The organism is Pseudomonas sp. B16(2017), assembly GCF_002113205.1.
Lineage (GTDB): Bacteria > Pseudomonadota > Gammaproteobacteria > Pseudomonadales > Pseudomonadaceae > Aquipseudomonas > Aquipseudomonas pharyngis.
Genome location: NZ_NEKA01000007.1, coordinates 177,361 through 195,498, shown reverse-complemented (window position 1 = coordinate 195,498; position 18,138 = coordinate 177,361). Strand labels below are relative to the sequence as shown.

Below are 18,138 nucleotides of genomic sequence, written 5' to 3'. Positions count from 1 at the left end.
ATGCACGTCAACCGATGATCAGCGGGTGAATCATGGAACTACGAATCAACCAGAAGACCTACCAGGTCGATGCCGACGCCGATACGCCCTTGCTGTGGGTGATCCGCGATGATCTGGGCATGACCGGCACCAAGTACGGCTGCGGGCTGGCGCAATGCGGCGCCTGCTCGGTGCTGGTGGACGGCAATGTGGTGCGTTCCTGCGTCACGCCGGTGGCGGGTGTGGTTGGCCGCGAGGTCACCACCATTGAAGCCATCGAAACCGATGACGTGGGCAAGCGGGTGGTCTCGACCTGGGTCGATCTGCAGGTCGCCCAGTGCGGCTACTGCCAGTCCGGGCAGGTGATGGCTGCCACCGCGCTGCTCAAGCAGAACCCCAAACCGAGTGATGCGCAGATCGAGGCGGCGATGGTCAATCTGTGCCGCTGCGGTACTTACAACGCCATTCATGCCGCCGTGCATGAGCTTGCCGGCAAGGGGGACGCGTGATGAACGTTCGTATCGACCCTTCACAACACGCTTCAGTCCTGGATCTACAGGAACCGATCAATGTATCGCGCAGACGTTTTCTGACCGGTACCGCCGTCGGCGCACTGGTGCTCGGCTTCGGTCTGCCACTCGGTGCGACACGGGTGCAAGCTGCAGCGACAACTACGGCCGAGCGTGGCACACAGGTCCCGGCGTTTCTCGAGATCCGCCCGGACAACCGCGTGCGTCTGCTCTGCCCGTTCATGGAAGGCGGACAAGGCACGTTCACTGCGATGGCGCAGATTGTCGGTGAAGAGCTGGATGCCGACCCGGCAACCTTTCTGGTCGAAGCCGCTCCGCCTGGCGAAGCCTATGTGGTGATGGAAAACGGCATGCGCATCACCGGCGGCAGTATGTCGGTGCGCATGAGTTACCCGGTCATGCGCCGCCTCGGTGCCCTTGCCCGCGCCATGCTGTTGCAGGCGGGCGCGCAGCAACTTGGCGTGCCGGTGAGCGAGTTGAGCACCGAGCCTGGCAAAGTGGTGCACGCCAAATCGGGCCGCTCGCTGGCCTACGGTGAACTGGCCGAGCGCGCAATGGATTTGCCGGTTCCCGATCCGGCCTCTGTAAAGCTGCGCGATCCGAGTCAGTTCCGCTGGATCGGCAAACCGGTGAAGCGCCTCGATGCCTACGACAAGTCCACGGGCAAGGCGCTGTACAGCATCGATCTGAAGGTCGACGACATGCTGCATGCCGCCGTTCAACATGCCCCGCGCCTGGGGATGACCGTGGGCAACCTGCGCAACGAAGATCAGGTCAAGGCGATGAAAGGCGTACATTCCGTGCATCGTCTGCCGGGCGCTGTGGCGGTGGTCGCCGAGCGCTGGTGGCACGCCAAACGTGCCGTCGAGGCGATCCAGGTCGACTGGCAAGAGCCGACGGCCGACAGCCAAGTGCGGCCGATGCCCGCCGACTTTTCCAGCGATGCCTGGTTCAAGCGCCTCGCTGAAGATAAAAGCCCCGCCAGAGACGATGAACATGAGGGCGATGTGGCTTCGATTCTCAAGGAGTCCAAGACCCGGATAGACGCCACTTACCACAACCAATACCTGAACCACGGACAGCTGGAGCCGCCTTCAGCGCTGGCCCGGTTCAATCCGGACGGTTCGCTGGAAGTCTGGTTGCCGAATCAGGCGCCGGACATGTTCCGCGCCGATATCGCCAAACGCACCGGGCTGGATCCGTCGCGCATCACCTTGCATTCGCCGCTGCTGGGCGGGTTCTTCGGTCGGCATTTCCTCTACGACTCGGCCAGCCCCTACCCTCAGGCCATCGCGCTGTCCAAAGCGGTTGGCCGCCCGGTCAAACTGATCTGGAGTCGTGAGGAAGAGTTCCTGCGTGACGTGCTTCGCCCGGTTGCCGCGGTGAATTTCCGTGCCGCGCTGGACAACGACGGCTGGCCGCTGGCAATCGAAGCGATCAGTGCCACCGAAGGCCCGACCGAAGCCCTCGCCGGCAAGCAGGGTGAAAAGCTCGATCCGACGGCACTTGAAGGCTTGTCGGGCAAGTCCTATGCGATCCCCAACAAGCGCATCGCGCAGATCTACGTCAAAGGCCCGGCGATGCTCGGCTATTGGCGTTCGGTGGGCAATTCCCTCAACGACTTCTTCTATGAATCGTTCCTCGATGAACTGGCCGACAAGGGTGGCAAGGACCCGTTCGACCTGCGCCTGCATTTGCTGCGCGGCAACCAACGGCTGACCACACTGCTGCAATCCGTGGGTGAACTGTCAGGTGGCTGGAAACGTGGGCCGTTTACCGCCGAGGATGGCAGCCGACGTGCGCGCGGGGTGGCAATGGCTTCGCCGTTCGGTACGGAGACGGCGGTGATCGCCGAGGTGTCCATCGAGAACGGCCAGGTCAAGGTGCATGACATCTGGCAGGCGATTGACCCGGGCAGCATCGTCAACCCGGCGATTGTCGAGGCTCAGGTCAATGGCGCCGTGGCGCTGGGCCTGTCGCAAACACTGGTGGAAGAAGCCGTGTGGATCGATGGCAAACCCCGGGCGCGCAACTACGACTTGTATCCGATCCTGCCGCCTGCGCGGATGGCACGGGTTCATGTGCGTGTGGTCGAGAGCGGAGAAAAAATGGGTGGCATCGGTGAACCGCCGTTGCCTGCGGTCGCGCCCGCTGTCGCTAACGCGGTGGCAGCGCTGACCGGTCAGCGGGTGCGCAGCCTGCCCATGAGCCGACACACCTTCAGTTGATCAGCGCCGGAGCGTCCATGAATAACAGCCGATTCGCAAGAACCGCTGGCTGGCTGGCGGTGCCGTGCCTGGTCGCGGCAGGCCTGCTGGCCTGGTATGTCACCCGCGAGCCTGTCTCGCGCCTGGAGAACCATCAAATCGCCGTGGCCGATATCGACCCGGCGTTGGTAGCTCGGGGCGAATACGTCGCCAGGCTCAGCGATTGCGTGGCCTGCCACAGCGTGCCAGGCGGTGCGCCATTCGCCGGTGGACTGGAAATGGCCACGCCGCTGGGCGCGATCCATGCGACCAACATCACCCCGGACCCGGAAACCGGCATCGGCCACTACAGTCTGGCGGACTTTGATCGTGCCGTGCGCCACGGCGTGGCGCCCGACAGTCGCCGTTTATACCCGGCCATGCCCTACCCGTCCTACGCCAAGCTCAGTGATGACGACGTGCGAGCGCTGTATGCGTTCTTCATGAAAGGCGTGGCGCCGGTCAAACAGGCGAACATCCCCAGTGCGATTCCATTTCCGCTGAACCTGCGTTGGCCAATTGCGCTGTGGAACGGTGTGTTTGTCGACGCCGAACCTTATGTGACCAAACCGTCGCAGGATGAGCTGTGGAACCGCGGCGCTTATCTCGTGCAGGGCGCCGGGCACTGTGGCAGTTGCCACACGCCGCGCAGCCTGGCGTTCAACGAGAAGGCACTGGATGAGTCCGGCAAGCCATACCTCGCTGGCGCCTTGCTCGATGGCTGGTACGCACCGAGCCTGCGCGCTGACCACAACACCGGGCTGGGCCGCTGGAGCGAGCAAGAGATCGTGCAGTTCCTCAAGACCGGTCGCAACCAGCACGCGGTGGTCTACGGCTCGATGACCGAGGCGTTCAACAACTCCACGCAGTTCATGAGCGATGACGATCTGACCGCGATTGCCCACTACCTGAAGTCGCTACCCGGGGATCGCGAACGGGATGGCGCGCCTTGGCAGTATCAAGCGGTTTCGGCAGCGCAACGTCTGGAATCGCCCGGTGCACAGACCTACGTGACGCGCTGTGCGTCGTGCCACGGTCTGGACGGCAAGGGTCAATCGCAATGGATGCCGCCACTGGCAGGCGCCACCTCGGCATTGGCCAAGGAAAGTGCCTCGGCAATCAACATCACTCTGAATGGATCGCAACGAGTGGTGACGGCCGGCGTGCCGGATGCCTATCGCATGCCAGCCTTCCGTGAGCAGCTGTCGGATCAGCAGATCGCCGAGGTGCTGACCTTCATGCGCAGCACCTGGGGCAATCAGGGCAGTGCTGTTGATGCAAACACGGTTGGCAAGCTGCGTGAGCACACCGATCCGGCCAGCAGCAGTCCGATCATCCTGCAGATGCGTTAAGAGGAAAACCCGACGGGAGCCATCGACTTGCGTGTGGAAACGCCCTTGCGCCGTAGCACATTCCACACCTCGTCGAATGAACATACATTCATCTAAAACATCGCTCCAAGCGTCTAGTCTGCGGGTTCCGACATAGTGACTACAGGAGTTACCCACCATGTTCTCGCATGAAAGCATCCCGCTGATCATCATCTTCACCATCATGCTGCTTGGCGTTCTCGTCGCCGTCCTCCACCCGGTACATGCGGTCATCACGTGGCTTCGCAGACGCCGCGAAGCATCTGCAACGCAACGTACGCGAAACGCCGATTCGCGCTGAATACGTCCATCACCCGCCCGGCAAGGTCCGGGCTTTCGGCTCCCCCCTGCGCTGCACCCGGTTAAAAACGGCCAGGTGTGACCCCTTCCACACCGATAAGGCTACAGAGCGATACAAAAACTCCGCTGCATGACACATCTCGGGTACATGCCAATGCAAAAGTGTGGGCCATCGGAACCTTCTGTCCGACATCCCCCATCACAGGCAGGTATTTCCATGATCAATCAACTCGACACCGTGCTTTACACCGGCAAGACCCGCACCACTGGCGGGCGCGATGGCGCCTCACGCAGCTCGGACGGCAACCTGGACATCAAGCTTTCGCCACCGGGTTCGAATGGCAGCGGCACCAATCCGGAACAACTGTTGGCCGCCGGTTGGTCGGCCTGCTTCATCGGCGCCATGGGCAAGGCAGCCGCGGCACAGAAGATCAGGCTTCCGGCGGATGTGGCGGTCGAAACCGAAATCGATCTGGGCAAGGCCGGCGATGCATTCTTTCTTCAGGCGCGCTTGAGTGTCAGCCTGCCGGGGCTGGAGCCTTCGGTCGCTCAGGCGCTGGTGGACGCTGCGCATCAGACCTGCCCTTACTCAAAGGCCACTCGCGGCAACATCGACGTCACCCTGCGGCTGATCTGAATCAGTCCTGATTGATCCTGCAAACCGCCCGATGCACGGCTTCGGGCGGTTTTTTTTTACAGAGTTGAGCGATGCCGTTCCTCCGGTTCAAACAACCAGAGGCGCGAACGGTCATTGAATGATTTACGCGAACGATGTCTCGTGCTCGCTTTCGTGGACGTAAATCCACGAGATTCCCGATGGCGAATCCGGGTCGAGGCGCATGAGCGCCGAGTCGACTTTCTTCTTGGTGATCCCGTTCTTGACCAGGTCGAAAACCGTCAGGAAGAAATCACCGGGAAGCGGCGTGATCGAGAGATTGATGATGTGTGATTCGGGGCTGCCGGCACGCTGGCCGTGCAGGCCCCAAAGGCGTTCCCAGTAATTTTCCCGGTTCATGATCTGACCGTCCGTGAGCACCACCCGGAAATCGTTCGCCAGGGCATCGTACAAAGGCTTTATCGCGTCTTCCGACTGGGAAGCCACACCGCGCGACCACGGGAAAAAGAGGTTGTACCAGCGGTGCACCTCGGCTTGTACCAGCGCTGTTTTATCGGTTGTTTCGGTGTCTCGGCTGATTGCCATCTGCGTTCTCCTTAACGAGCTCAAAAGGCGCGGGTTCTCCGTTACGCATAGCCTGGGCGATGCTCCGCGCCTCATTCAAGATCCATCCTGAAATCAACGTCACGGGGTCAGCTCGAAAGCGCTTGAATGACTTCAGAATGTCTCCTGTCATTTGGCTGACCCGGCCACAAAAGTAGACACCAACCTGTTGGTTTGCATTGCAAGCTGACCAACGGTGTAACCGGCTCCTGCGCTGCAAGTGCCGCGCTTAAGCGGTTCCTTGATCACGTTTGTCCCCTCCCTCTCCTCCTGCGCAATTTCACATTTTTTTCACGAAGCGCTTTGTTGCTGTAAAAAACCCTGACACAATTATTAGCAATGATTCTCAACAGCTCTTTGTTTGCTATTTAAAAATCAGGAAGCCTTCATGTCGCGCCCTACCTCGCCGCATCGTTTCAACCCGTCACGCAACCTCCTGTCCATGGCCATCTGCATGGCCGTCATGGCCCCGGCGCTGGCCGATGAAACCCGCGAGGCGCAGGACACCGCCCCGCCCGCCACCCTCGAGCTCGGCGCGACCGCCATCACATCCACACAGCTGGGCAGCACCACCGAAGGCTCCGAGTCCTACACCACCGGCACCATGGCCACCGCCACCAAACTGCCGTTGACCCTGCGCGAAACACCGCAAGCCGTCACCGTCATCACGCGCCAGCGCATGGACGATCAGGCGATGACCAGCATCAACGACGTGGTCAACGCCACGCCAGGGCTGTTCCTCGACTACTCCAGCGGCCCAGGCCGACAGGCCTACAAAGCCCGAGGCTTCAACATCGACAACCTGATGTACGACGGCATTCCAAGCGGCTACGACGGCGTGAACGTCGGATCCCAGCCGAATCTGGCGATGTTTGATCGGGTCGAGGTTGTTCGGGGTGCGACCGGTCTGGTCACCGGTGCCGGCAACCCTTCGGCGGCGATCAACCTGGTGCGCAAACGGCCATTGGCCGAGCAGCGCGTCACCCTGACCGGCGCCGCCGGGACCTGGGACAACTATCGCGGCGAGCTCGATGCTTCCAGCCCGCTCAACGACAGCGGCACCCTGCGCGGCCGGGTGGTCACGTCCTACCACGACGCCAACAGCTTCATCGATGACGTGGACGAACAACACAACCTGTTCTACGCCGTCACCGAAGCCGATCTGAGCGACGACACCACTTTGACCCTCGGTTTCTCGCACCAGAAGGACAGGACCAACTACTTCTGGGGATCGTCGATGATCGGTCTCGACGGCCATCACCTCGATCTGCCGCGCTCGTATAACCCCGGCACCTCCTGGGAAGACAAGGATCAGGAGATCAACACGGTCTTCGCCGAGATCCGTCAGCAACTGGCCAACGACTGGAAGCTGCAGGTCAACGCGAACTATTCCGAACAGAACGCGCTGTTCTCCGGCTCGTACCAGTCGCGCTGGGTCAACGACACCCTGGCCCGCACGGTTTACCAGTCCAAGGCCGATGAAAACCAGGCAGGTCTCGACGCCTTCTTCAGCGGTCCGTTCGAAGCCTTCGGGCGCAGCCATGAACTGGTGGTCGGCGCCAGCAAACGCATCTACGACCTGACCACTCACAACTACTCGCCCTATGACACAAACTGGCCGATCAACGCCGGCAAACCGGACTTCGTCCACACCAACAACACGCGTGAAGTCACCACTCAGGACGGCGTGTACCTGACGACTCGCCTGAGCCTGGCCGACCCGCTGAAACTGATCCTCGGCGGGCGTCTGGACTGGTACGACTACGACAACCGCGATGGCGACGGCGACTACAAAGTCACCCGCAACGTCACCCGCTATGCCGGCCTGATCTACGAGCTGGACGACCATCATTCGGTGTACGCCAGCTACAGCGACATCTTCACCCCGCAGAGCAACAAGGGCACCTCCGGTAACCCGGTCAAGCCGATCGTGGGCAAGAACTACGAGGTCGGCATCAAGGGCGAATACCTGGGCGGCGCGCTGAACGCCAGCCTCGCCGTGTTCCGCGTCGATCAGGAAAACCGCGCGGTGCAAGTGTTCGTCCCGAACTGCCCGCAGTCGTCCTGCTATGAAGCCTCCGGCGAGATCCGCAGCCAGGGTATCGACTTCGAACTGCAAGGCGCGCTCACCGACAACTGGCAGATCGGCGGCGGCTACACCTACGCCCGCACGCACACCATCAAAGACGAGGCGAACCCGCAGAACGTCAACAAGCAGTTCGACACCGACACCCCGGAACACCTGTTCAAACTCACCACCCGCTACAACTTCCAGGGCCCGCTGGAAAAACTGCGCGTGGGCGGCAACATCTCCTGGCAGAGCCGCATGTACAACGACATCGAACTGCTCGATGGCGGCAACTACCGCCTCAAGCAAGGCGCGTACGCCGTGACCGACCTGATGGCCGGCTACCGGGTCAATGACAACCTCGACCTGCAACTCAACGCCAACAACATCTTCGACCGCAAGTATTACTCCACCATCGCCAACTCCGTCAGCTACGGCGGCGACAGCTATGGCACGCCGCGCAACATGATGCTGACGGCCAAGTACACCTTCTGAGTTGTCCAGGCGCAGGGACGCGCCAACCCCGCAGCACTCCTCCCGCCACGCCCTACATACCAAAGCGTTAATTTCAAAAACCCATGTCTGGTGGTCAGTCGTACCCCTTTGCCCAAAGATTGCCTTCGGCCAGGACTGCAGCCTTGCGCCGCCTGTGCAACTTCTTTAACTCAATGGGTGTTCAAAATGACTGACGAGAAAAACGGAACCACCCGTCGTGGCTTGATCACGACGGGCGCCATGGCCGCAACCCTGGCGGTGGCATTGCCGGCGCTGGCGACACAGCAGACACCAGCATCCGCGTCAGGGGTCAGCAAAAGCGCCGGCAACGGCAGTGGCTCGGGAATGCTCACCGTCAGGGATGGCACGCAGATTTTCTACAAGGACTGGGGCCACGGCCAGCCGATCGTTTTCCATCACGGCTGGCCCCTTTCCGGTGATGACTGGGATGCGCAAATGCTGTTCTTCCTCAGCAAGGGCTTTCGCGTCATTGCCCATGATCGACGTGGCCATGGTCGCTCCTCACAGACCGCCACGGGCAACGAAATGGACACCTACGCCGCCGACGTTGCCGAACTGATGGCGCACCTGAACATCCGCAACGCCGTGCACATCGGCCACTCCACCGGCGGCGGTGAAGTGGCGCGCTACGTGGCGCGGCATGGTCGCGGCCGGGTGGCCAAGGCCGTGCTGATCGGCGCCGTGCCGCCCATCATGCTGCGCACCGCAAAAAATCCCGGCGGCCTGCCGATGGAGGTGTTTGATGGGTTGCGCAAAGCACTCGCGCAGAATCGCAGCCAGTTTTATCGTGACTTCCCGAGCGGACCGTTCTACGGCTTCAATCGCCCAGGTGCGAAAGTGTCTGAGGCGATCGTCGAAAACTGGTGGCGTCAGGGCATGAACGGCGGGATCAAGGCGCAATACGACTGCATCAGCGCGTTCTCCGAAACCGACTTCACCGATGACCTGAAAAACATCGATGTGCCGACCCTGGTGCTGCACGGTGAAGATGACCAGATCGTGCCGATCACCAATTCGGCTCACCTCTCAATCAAATTGCTCAAGCACGGTACGCTGAAAACCTACCCCGGCCAGCCCCATGGCATGTGCACCACCCACGGCGACTCCATCAACGCGGACCTTCTGGCGTTTATCAATGCATGAGGTTCCAGGGCCGCGCCCTCACGACAAGCCACGTACAGCCCCCTGAAAAGAAAAGCTCCGATCGAGTCGGAGCTTTTTTATTGGGCGAATCACACAGCCGTTGCAGTTATCTACCGGGCCATCATCAACGTCTGATCGACGGGCAACGCCGGGCGCAGCTTGGGCACTACCTGCAACTCAATCGGCGTGCCAAGAAATGCCTGGCAACGCGAACGCAGCCAACGCTGAGCGCAATCGTTGTGCGCAGCGGCACGCCAGACCATGGAAAGCTCACGCGATGGCAGCACCAGAGGGGCCGGCTCGGCCCTGATGCCATTCACCGAGGCCATGGTCCTGGCCACGTAATCCGGCACGATGACCAGCATGTCGCTCTGCGCCAACAACCTTGGCAAGGCACTGAACTGCGGCACTGCCAGCACCACTTTGCGCCGACGTCCGAGCAGGTCCAGCGCGTGGTCGGTGTCGTCTTTGGCTTTGCCCATGGATGACACGATGGCGTGCGGTCGCTCGCAGAACTCATCGAGCGCCAGCAGGCCCGGGCGGGTATCCGAGCGCAGGAGCATTGGCCGGATCGACCGTAGACTCTTGCGTCGGGCGTTGGCCGGCAGATCGAGCGTAGGGCTGATGCCCAGAGAAATCTCGCCATTGAACAGCCGCTGCGACATCTGCTGCTGATCGACGCGCAGCACCACTAAGGCAATATTCGGCGCCTCGCTACGAAGCTGGCGCAGCAGTCGCGGGAGCAACGCGTATTCGACATCGTCGGACAGGCCGACCTGAAAGGTCACCTCGCTGGTAGCTGGGTCGAAGGGCTGACAACGGCTCAACGCCGCGACAACGCCATCCAGCGCCGGCGTCAGGTTGGCGAAAATTTCCTCGGCCCGCCTTGTCGGCTCCATCACCCTCCCCGCACGAACGAACAACGGATCGTCAAAAAGCACACGCAAACGCCCCAGCGCTGCACTGATGGTTGGTTGACCGAGAAACAGCTTCTCGCCGACCCGGCTGACGTTGCGCTCATGCATCAGCGTCTCGAAGACCACCAGCAGATTGATGTCGACACGACGGAGTTCATTTCTGTTCATGAAGTTCACCACCCGGCACGCGGCCATTGAGATCGACGGAGAGCTGTTAAAGGTTAAGGGCGCGGCTGCCGGACGTCTGTGGTACTTGGGGACAGCGGGATCATGCGTTAGGTGAGTGTTTTGATACTTGTGTATGAACCGTTTGAAACCGATAGCTGCATCGGGCCGCGCAAAGACCGGTGCAATGGCCGTTTTTTCGGGTTTTTTGTCCTAGCTGACGGCGTGCTGCGCCACTACGATGCTTAACCGTCTATCTACTCACGCCCACACCTGCGCAACGTGTCGCACGGCGCTATCGCCAGCGGGACCGTGTCTCTGGTCGGGCATCAACCCGCACGAGCAAACACCGGCCGCCCGGCCAAGGGATTCGCCACAACGTCACAACCTTTTGGGAAAAGAGCAATGAACAACAATCCCATCAGCAACAACCCCAGCGAGCCGGTGGTATTCATCGTCGACGACGATGCCGCGTTGCGCGAATCCCTCGGCAGCCTGTTGCGCTCCATTGGTCTGCGGGTGGAGCTGTTCGGGTCGGTCGCCGAGTTCATGACGTATCAACGTCCGGACACGCTGAGTTGCCTGGTACTCGACGTGCGCCTGCAAGGCAGCAGCGGGCTGGATTTCCAGAATGAACTGGCCACCGCCGGAATCAATGTGCCAATCGTGTTCATCACCGGACACGGCGATATCGCCATGACCGTGCGCGCGATGAAAGCCGGCGCGGTGGACTTCCTGACCAAACCGTTTCGCGAGCAGGACCTGATCGATGCCGTCTGCGCCGCACACTCGCGGGACAAGCAGCGTCGCGAGTCAGGGCGGCATGCCGATGAGCTGCGCGCCCGTCATGGGACGTTGACACCCCGGGAGCAGACGGTCATGGCGCTGGCGGCCTCAGGCTTGATGAACAAGCAGATCGCCGGGGAAATCGGCCTCAGTGAAATCACTGTGAAGATCCACCGGGGACAGGCCATGCGCAAGATGGGCGCGCGCTCATTTGCCGACCTGGTGCGCATGGCTGAAGTCATCGCGGCGCTGCCTGCACATCGGTGACCGAATGAAACGATATGGTATGGCTCAAGCCGCCGTGGCTGGCCGGCACCATCAACACTCAAGTTCCGAACAGCTAACACTTGGGTATAGCCGGTTCATACCCATTCATACTGCAAATGACCCAATGCAGCAGTGCCAGTATAGAAGTCTTCGAATAAGATCTTTATTCAAATAACCATTACTCAATACAACGATTGGTGAATGACAGACAGTCGCCAACAACCGTCATGCCTGAAAAACAACTTCAGACTTTTTAACCTCTTCATTAATACGCCTTTCATAGCGTTTGCCTGCTTCATCGAAAGAACACGCCCTGCCGTCCGATAGCAAAAATCTGGAAGAATAAATGTCTATCATCAAACGTCGCGCACAACTTCTTTGTTCAGACGCCTTCGCCTGGCTTTGCGCCATAGCGGTCGGCAGCATGATCTATATAACCAACGCGTACCTCGATCTGGACGTTGCGCCGACGTTGTTCTACATCACGCTGGTATTCATGTCAGCGAACATCTTCCCGGTACCGGTATTTCTTGCCGTCGCGTTGGGTTGCCTCACGCTGCTGACGGCCGACTTTCTGGTCGATGAAGGTTATCGCGATCACCGCAGCATCGCCGGATTCGTCAGGTGCCTGATCGCGCTGACGACCATTTCCCTGCTCGCGTTGCGCAGCAAACGCGCCACTGAAACGCTGCGGCGCAAGGAAGCGTTCTTTCTGGGCGCACAGAAACTTACCCACACCGGCAGTATCGGTTTCATCATCGATAAAAAAGTCAGCGTGTCATGGTCGCAAGAGTCGTCGCGTATTTTCGAGTATTCGCCGGACGTCACCCCGACACTGGCGCTGGTCAAGTCACGCACTCATCCCGACGACCTGCCGGTTATCGATCAGGTGCTGGAGCAGTTTGCGCGCCGGCAGGAGCTGGTCGAAGTCGAGCATCGGCTGCTCATGCCGGATGGTCGGATCAAGCACGTGCAGATGATCGCCAGCCCGTTGCCCAGACATCGCGGGCGCACGCAATACGCCGGGGCGCTGATGGACGTCACCGCCAGCAAACAGTCGGAAGAGGCCTTGTTTCACTCGCAAGCCACCCTCGCCCACGTCACGCGCCTGACTTCCATGGGCGAACTGGCCGCGTCGATTGCCCACGAAATCAATCAGCCGCTGGCAGCGGTCATCACCAGCGGTGAATCCTGCAAACGCTGGATCAACCGGCCCGAACCCAACCTGGAAGAAGCCCGCCGTTCGCTGGACCGGATCATTCAAAACTCGGTCAGGGTCTCCGATGTCATCGCCTGTATTCGGGCGTTGTCGCGACACAGCGAGGTGCAACGCAATGTCGAAGTGTTCGACGACATCGTCAGTGACTCGCTGACGCTGATGCAACATGACATCAGCTTCCATGAGGTGCGCCCGCACGCCCGACTGGGCACTCACGGGGCACGAATCAAAGGTGACCGGGTACAGCTGCAGCAAGTCATCATCAATCTGATCATCAACGCCTGCCAGGCCATGGCCAATGTACTTGACCGCGCCCGGACGCTGCGGATCACCACCTCGATCCTGCACAACGAGGCCGTGCTTGAAATCGCCGACTCCGGCGTTGGCATTGCCGAGGACATCCTGCCTTCGCTGTTCGACCCATTCTTCACCACCAAGCCCACCGGCCTGGGAATGGGCCTCTCCATTTGCCGTTCGATCATTGAATTCCACGGCGGCCGCATCTGGGTCAACAGCACCGAGGGCGTCGGCACGCAGTTTGTGTTTGCGATTCCATTGGCTGCGCTCGAACACGATCAATGACAACCATCCACCCCTGATGTCGCCCGGTGGCGATATGGAGACCCGCATTGTCTATCCAACGTACAAACCCCGGCGCAGAACCCGAAACCCCGGTACACGAACGAACCGTCGTGTTCGTGGCATACCCGCAAATGGGCCTGCTGGATCTGACCGGTGCGCAGACCGTTTTCTGGGCGGCGACGTGCGGACTGGCGCAACTCGGTTTGCCCGGTTATGCCTTGCACACCGCGAGCCTGCAAGGCGGGCCGGTGCAGACCGGCGAAGGCCTGGTGGTTCAAACCCGGCGGCTGGATGAGCTCGGCGACGAGCCGATCAATACGTTGATCGTTCCGGGCTCGGCGTTCATCAGCCAGGCGTTGCGAGACAACGCGCCGCTGGTCGATTGGTTACGCGCCACGTCAGCCACGGCCAACCGTACGACGTCGGTATGCAGCGGTGCTTTTTTCCTGGCTCAGGCCGGACTGCTCGATGGACTGCGCGTGGCGACACACTGGTTGATGGCTGACATGTTCGAGCGGCTGTTCCCCAGGGTCGAGCTGGATCGCGAGGCCATCTTCGTCCACCAGGCCTCGGTGTGGACTTCGGCCGGGGTCAGCGCGGGGATCGATCTGGCGCTGGCGCTGGTCGAGGCCGATCACGGTCGCGAGCTGGCCATGCAGGTCGCCCGGCGCATGGTGGTGTACTACCGACGCCCGGACAACCAGAAACAGTGGAGTCCGCTGCTGCAATCACAACATTCCATCGCGCACGAGCGCTAGCCGGAGACGGTGGTCATGAACGCACCGCACACACTGTACCTGGTCAGTCACCCGCCCTGCGTCACCCGCTATGGCACGCACACATCGTTGTCCACCGCTGAGCGCGTGGAGATCATCGACGCAATGACGCAGACCCTGAGCGCGACGCTGAGCATTCTGGCGCGGCTCAAGCACAGCCAGCAGACACTGCACGCTGTCAGCTTTTTACCGGTGCAGACGCTGTTTCGCAGGCTGTTGAATGCCAATACCCGTTACGCCGACTTTCTCGTCACCGGCATCACCGACCTGGGCGGCCATGCCCAGCGCGACGCGCTCTACCACCTCAATGAGGCTCCCGAACCTTTATGCTTTGCCGACTGCCTTAAAGGCATTGACCGCGCCCTGCGCCGACTGCGGGCCGCCGATGCCTTGTTCCGCGACTGTCGCGCCAGCGCAATTGCCAACAACGACTACGCCAGCCGACAACTCTTTGAAGCCTGCACTCGACATAACAGTTACTTTCTTTCGTTAATCAACAACCATTTATTTGCTGAACATTGATTAACTTTCGCAACTAACAAAAAAACCAACCAAACATACCCACGTATACTATTCCACAATTTTTGAAAGCGTATCTTGCAAGTATGGCGGGCGCGACAGACACCCGCAAAGAACGCAAGGTTTCCCATGTTCAACTCAGCTATTGTTTCAGTTGTCGATGATGACGAACTTGTTCTGGTTTCAATGGACAGTTTGTTGCGGTCTTGCGGTTATACGGTCAAGACATTCAACAGTGCTTTTGCATTTCTTGAATCGAGCGCGCCAGAGCAGACCGGGTGTCTGATCTCGGACATTCAGATGCCCGGCATGTGCGGGGTCGAAATGTACGAGGCGCTGGCGGTCAGGAAGATCCATATTCCGACGATCTTCATCACCGGCAAGCCGGGCCTGCCCCCTGAATTCAGCACCCGTGTGAAGACGCCGGAAGGCTATTTCTCCAAACCGTTCCATACCGAGGCTCTGTTGGCCTGCATCGAGCAGGCGCTGATGCGCGGACGTTGAGCCCCCAAAAAGAGCCGCGGCCCTGCCCGACCGATAAACCTCAAAACAAAAAAGGCCCCGCAAGTTCACCACTTGCGGGGCCTGATTTTTATCGAGCCCGGCCGAATGCAGCCGGGCCGCCAACAGCCGATCAGTAATCCCAGAATGCTGCGATCCAGCGGAACGCATCACCATCGACCGCCACGCGGCCCACCGACGGGAACGGCAGATGGGTGGCAACAAACCACTCGCCACTCGCCGCCGCTTCGCGCATCAGACGCATGCGAACACGCACCGACTCTTCAGGATCATGCTCGAAACCGTTGTGCCATTCCGGATGCTCGAAGGCCACCGGAAACAGGGCGTCGCCAGCAAAGGTCAGGCGTTCGCCGCCCGAGTTGACGTAGACAATGCTGTGCCCCGGCGTATGCCCGCCGGTGAGTTTCACCACCACCCCCGGCGCCACTTCGTATTCATCCTCGAAGGTGCGCACCTGGCGGCGGTAATCGTTGATGAACTGATTGGCCGTCGCGCGCAGAACGTCAGGCACTGGCGCCGGCATGACGGTCTGGGTGAAGTCCGGCGTCTCCCAGAACTCGACCTCTTTTGCCGAGACGTGAATGCGCACGTCCGCACGCAACCGGCTCTTCACCTCGTCGACCAGCAGACCGCCGACATGGTCCATGTGCATGTGGGTGATCACAATGTCAGTCACGCTGGCCAGATCGATGCCCGCCGCTTCCAGGCGTTTCGGCAACTGGCCGGCCCGGGGGAAACCGGCAAACTGCCCGCCCAGTCCGGCGTCGACCAGAATGATCTGCTCGCCGCTGCGCACGACCAGCACGTTGAGTGCCCAGTCAAACGCGTCCGGCCCCAGGAACATGTCCTTGAACCAGGTGGCGCGAGCTTGCGGGTCGGCATTTGTGGACATGGTGGAGGTCGGCAGCGGCAGCACGCCGTCGCTGATCACCACCACGTCAATGTCGCCGACCTGCAGTGCGTAGCGCGATGGCACCAGCTCCTGCGCCGGACCGAATGGCTGGCGGGTGACGGACGCCTGCCGGTCATCGGTTGCGTTGGTTTGATTGGAGTGATTCAGATACGTTGACATGGTCGCTTTCCTCTTGGCTGAGTCAAAATTTCCCGGACGAATGCCCTTGCTGGCGCAAGCGCTGAATGGCGCGCCTTGAAATCGAGTGTGCATCGCGACCACGACGTCCAACACCATACGCGGGTATAGGGCTTGAACCACATCGACCGAGTAACGCCGCTGTTGAGGTGGCTGTGGCCCATACCAATGTATATTCGCGCTCCTGCCCGCAAACACCGAAACTACGGCGCACCGGATCGCCGAAAAGCGGGCGATCATCAGGTCCCTGAGCAGTCATGAACTCTATTTTTCACCATCCCGACCCTCTCACCTGCTTGCTCGCGCAACCGCGCACGCTGGTGTTCCTGGCGTATCCGCAGATGGGCTTGCTGGACCTGACCGGCGCACAAACCGTGTTCTGGGCCGCGTCCAAGGCCATGGCCGAACGCGGCTTGCCTGGCTACGCGTTGCACACCGCCAGCCTGGACGGCGGATTGATCGCCACCGCCGAAGGGCTGTCGGTCAACACCTTGGCCCTGCGCACCTTTGACGAGACAACCATCGATACGCTGATCGTGCCCGGCGCGCCGAATATCCGTCAGGCCATGCTCGACAATGTTGCGTTGGTCGACTGGCTGCGCGCGGCGTCGGCCAAGGCCAGACGCACCGCCTCGGTGTGCAGCGGCACCTTTCTGCTGGCCCAGGCCGGGCTGCTGGAAGGCTTGCGCGCAACCACCCACTGGGGCATGTGTGACATGCTCAAGGGTGGTTTTCCGAGTGTCGATGTCGACCTTGATGCGATCTACATCCAGCAAGGCAACGTCTGGACTTCTGCCGGGGTCACCACCGGGATCGACATGGCGCTGGCACTGGTCGAGGCCGATTGCGGCCGCGCCGTGGCGTTGAAGGTGGCGCGGGAGCTGGTGGTTTTTCTCAAACGCCCTGGCGGTCAGGCGCAGTTCAGCCAGTTGCTGCAAGCGCAGATCGACGACAGAGGCTGCTTCGAAGAATTGCACCTGTGGATCAGCGAAAACCTCGGCGACCCGCAATTGAGCGTCGAATCGCTGGCCCGACAGGCGCAGATGAGCCCGCGCAATTTCGCGCGGGTCTACAAACGCAAGATCGGCCGCACGCCGGCCAAGGCACTCGAGCTGTTTCGCCTGGAAGCGGCGCGACGAATGCTCGAAGACTCTCAGCGCAACATCGACCAGATCGCGCAGTTGTGCGGGTTTGGCGACGAAGAACGCATGCGCGACACCTTCTACCGTCACCTCTCGGTCTCGCCCCGGGAATACCGCAGTCGGTTCTCGCGCTGACGCCACACAGCGCAATGGCGCCGGGCTCGCAGACGTTTAAATACGGTCGCTATACACACGTATAAGTCCGCCGCCGGACCGAGCGGCGTATCGTGCGGCAATGGCGGGCGTCCTCGACGGGCTACCCGAGATCAGCCCTGGTAAAGCAATGTCCCACACCGCTGTTGTATCGGTTGTCGATGATGATGAGTCCGTGCGCATGGCGCTGGACAGCCTGTTGCGCTCTCACGGCTACACCGTGCAGTTGTACCCGAGCGCGGAGGCTTTTCTGGCGATGAAGGCGCCGCCCCGCCCCGGCTGCATCATCTCGGACATCCAGATGCCCGGTCTGTCCGGCATCGAGATGTATGATGAGCTGTGCGCCCGAGGCGTGCGCATCCCGATCATTTTCATCACGGGTTACCAGGGGCGTCCGCCACGGGTCAACGCCGCATTCCCCGAGCCCCTCGCCTATTTCCCTAAACCCTTCCCGTGCGGCGAACTCATCACCTGCATCGAAAGCGCATTCAATCGCGCCGTTTGACGGCCCTCTTTCTATACCTGTGTATACCTCACCCCATACCTAAGCATGTCGGCACTGACCCTATGTAGAAGTGTCTCGCCGCACCTTCCCCGATAGCATCTTCCCCAGCGAATCGAACCGGCTC

General features: G+C 60.7%; 17 protein-coding genes. 14 read left to right on the top strand and 3 right to left on the bottom strand.

The window, feature by feature from the left end:
- The first annotated feature begins 32 nt into the window (after positions 1–32).
- From CAG25_RS14395 to CAG25_RS14380, 5 genes are all read left to right on the top strand, one after another.
- Positions 33–488, top strand: coding sequence for a (2Fe-2S)-binding protein (locus CAG25_RS14395; protein ID WP_085611777.1), 456 nt, complete (start codon positions 33–35; stop codon positions 486–488).
- The gene (locus CAG25_RS14390) at positions 488–2,737 is read left to right on the top strand and encodes a molybdopterin cofactor-binding domain-containing protein (RefSeq protein ID WP_085611778.1); all 2,250 of its coding nucleotides are present in this window, start codon (positions 488–490) and stop codon (positions 2,735–2,737) included. Before CAG25_RS14395 ends, CAG25_RS14390 begins: the two co-directional genes overlap by 1 nt.
- A 17-nt stretch (positions 2,738–2,754) precedes the next feature.
- Complete coding sequence (locus CAG25_RS14385; protein ID WP_085611779.1) at positions 2,755–4,107, top strand: cytochrome c; 1,353 nt, start codon at positions 2,755–2,757, stop codon at positions 4,105–4,107.
- Positions 4,108–4,264: 157 nt separating this feature from the next.
- Positions 4,265–4,426, top strand: coding sequence for a hypothetical protein (locus tag CAG25_RS28650; protein WP_172829481.1), 162 nt, complete (start codon positions 4,265–4,267; stop codon positions 4,424–4,426).
- A gap of 216 nt (positions 4,427–4,642) precedes the next feature.
- The gene (locus CAG25_RS14380) at positions 4,643–5,062 is read left to right on the top strand and encodes an organic hydroperoxide resistance protein (protein ID WP_085611780.1); all 420 of its coding nucleotides are present in this window, start codon (positions 4,643–4,645) and stop codon (positions 5,060–5,062) included.
- 123 nt (positions 5,063–5,185) lie between these two features.
- Here the strand turns inward: CAG25_RS14380 and CAG25_RS14375 are convergent, their stop codons facing one another.
- Complete coding sequence (locus tag CAG25_RS14375) at positions 5,186–5,626, bottom strand: hypothetical protein (RefSeq protein ID WP_085611781.1); 441 nt, start codon at positions 5,624–5,626, stop codon at positions 5,186–5,188.
- 406 nt (positions 5,627–6,032) lie between these two features.
- Between CAG25_RS14375 and CAG25_RS14370 the strand changes: the two genes are divergently transcribed.
- Positions 6,033–8,207 (top strand): TonB-dependent siderophore receptor, encoded by a 2,175-nt coding sequence (locus CAG25_RS14370; protein WP_085611782.1) that lies wholly within the window; start codon positions 6,033–6,035, stop codon positions 8,205–8,207.
- Positions 8,208–8,552: 345 nt separating this feature from the next.
- Positions 8,553–9,371 (top strand): alpha/beta fold hydrolase, encoded by an 819-nt coding sequence (locus tag CAG25_RS14365; RefSeq protein WP_218191694.1) that lies wholly within the window; start codon positions 8,553–8,555, stop codon positions 9,369–9,371.
- Positions 9,372–9,481: 110 nt separating this feature from the next.
- On the opposite strand, the gene CAG25_RS14360 is transcribed toward CAG25_RS14365, so the two are convergent.
- Complete coding sequence (locus CAG25_RS14360) at positions 9,482–10,456, bottom strand: LysR family transcriptional regulator (RefSeq protein ID WP_085611784.1); 975 nt, start codon at positions 10,454–10,456, stop codon at positions 9,482–9,484.
- Between the two features lie 402 nt (positions 10,457–10,858).
- On the opposite strand from CAG25_RS14360, the gene CAG25_RS14355 reads away from it, so the two are divergent.
- From CAG25_RS14355 to CAG25_RS14335, 5 genes are all read left to right on the top strand, one after another.
- Positions 10,859–11,506: a response regulator transcription factor gene (locus CAG25_RS14355; RefSeq protein ID WP_011333881.1), complete on the top strand. Its 648-nt coding sequence runs from the start codon at positions 10,859–10,861 to the stop codon at positions 11,504–11,506.
- A gap of 346 nt (positions 11,507–11,852) precedes the next feature.
- Complete coding sequence (locus CAG25_RS14350) at positions 11,853–13,307, top strand: sensor histidine kinase (RefSeq protein ID WP_011333880.1); 1,455 nt, start codon at positions 11,853–11,855, stop codon at positions 13,305–13,307.
- 47 nt (positions 13,308–13,354) lie between these two features.
- Positions 13,355–14,065, top strand: coding sequence for an AraC family transcriptional regulator (locus CAG25_RS14345; RefSeq protein ID WP_085611785.1), 711 nt, complete (start codon positions 13,355–13,357; stop codon positions 14,063–14,065).
- 15 nt (positions 14,066–14,080) lie between these two features.
- Positions 14,081–14,605: a hypothetical protein gene (locus tag CAG25_RS14340; RefSeq protein WP_085611786.1), complete on the top strand. Its 525-nt coding sequence runs from the start codon at positions 14,081–14,083 to the stop codon at positions 14,603–14,605.
- A gap of 126 nt (positions 14,606–14,731) precedes the next feature.
- Complete coding sequence (locus CAG25_RS14335; protein ID WP_085611787.1) at positions 14,732–15,106, top strand: response regulator transcription factor; 375 nt, start codon at positions 14,732–14,734, stop codon at positions 15,104–15,106.
- Between the two features lie 130 nt (positions 15,107–15,236).
- Here CAG25_RS14335 and CAG25_RS14330 read toward each other — a convergent pair whose 3' ends face one another.
- Positions 15,237–16,196 carry an MBL fold metallo-hydrolase gene (locus CAG25_RS14330; RefSeq protein ID WP_085611788.1) on the bottom strand — a complete coding sequence of 320 codons (960 nt, stop codon included), beginning with the start codon at positions 16,194–16,196 and terminating at the stop codon, positions 15,237–15,239.
- Between the two features lie 275 nt (positions 16,197–16,471).
- Here CAG25_RS14330 and CAG25_RS14325 point away from each other — a divergent pair, with 275 nt between their 5' ends.
- Positions 16,472–17,491: a GlxA family transcriptional regulator gene (locus tag CAG25_RS14325; protein WP_085611789.1), complete on the top strand. Its 1,020-nt coding sequence runs from the start codon at positions 16,472–16,474 to the stop codon at positions 17,489–17,491.
- Positions 17,492–17,639: 148 nt separating this feature from the next.
- Positions 17,640–18,014 carry a response regulator transcription factor gene (locus CAG25_RS14320; protein WP_178076464.1) on the top strand — a complete coding sequence of 125 codons (375 nt, stop codon included), beginning with the start codon at positions 17,640–17,642 and terminating at the stop codon, positions 18,012–18,014.
- Positions 18,015–18,138 lie beyond the last annotated feature (124 nt).